The organism is Loktanella sp. DJP18 (assembly GCF_049310965.1).
Taxonomy (GTDB): domain Bacteria; phylum Pseudomonadota; class Alphaproteobacteria; order Rhodobacterales; family Rhodobacteraceae; genus Loktanella.
Genome location: NZ_JBMERN010000393.1, coordinates 1 through 640, shown reverse-complemented (window position 1 = coordinate 640; position 640 = coordinate 1). Strand labels below are relative to the sequence as shown.

Here is a 640-nt window from a genome sequence, read left to right as displayed (position 1 = left end):
GCATCGTCGGCGTCCTGACGGCACCTATAAAGTTTTGTAAGGTTGGAGGGCTGACCATCTTCATAAAGTTCGCAAACCGATAGGGTCGCCCAAATCGCTGGCCAGTCTGAATGTGAGTTGTCACAGTTGGCTTTTGATTTGCGGGGATGACGCTTTGTCGATCGTTATCGTCGTCGTAATGAAGGTCGTAGGCGTTGCGCTGATCGATGCATTGTTGATTGCTCCGGCTGCAGCGGCGCGTCCTCGTCGATGAACTGACCGATGCGACCAACGCGTCCGTCAGCGAAGGTCCGGCGAGGCGGTATCAGGGCCGAGAAAGCTTGGAATGGTACAATCGATGGAAAATTCGCCTAAAATCGGCCTGATTAGGGCAAGCCAAGTTGGCTCTTTTATAGCGCAATCCAATGGGCGCATTTAACGCTGCCAGGGCGCTGGCCGAGTTCATGAGAGGTCAGCATGCGTATTCCGGGGTCATCCGGTCACTGACTCCGGAGCATCCGGCCACCCCTGTGACGTGCTGCTGCGAGGCAATCTGTAACCGGCTACCTTCCGCCCTTTTGGCACGAAGGAAGCCTGATGAAGAGAATGCCGATGCGGAAGATCCGAGATGTTTTACGGCTGTCAGCCGAGGGTCTGTCGA

At 55.5% G+C, this 640-nt stretch carries 1 protein-coding gene; it reads left to right on the top strand.

Going from position 1 to position 640, the window contains the following annotated elements; all coding sequences use genetic code 11:
- Positions 1 to 112 precede the first annotated feature (112 nt).
- A complete protein-coding gene (locus ACOI1H_RS26095) occupies positions 113 to 253 on the top strand; it encodes a metal ABC transporter permease (protein ID WP_422441270.1) in 141 nt (46 codons plus the stop codon).
- The last annotated feature ends 387 nt before the right edge of the window (positions 254 to 640 follow it).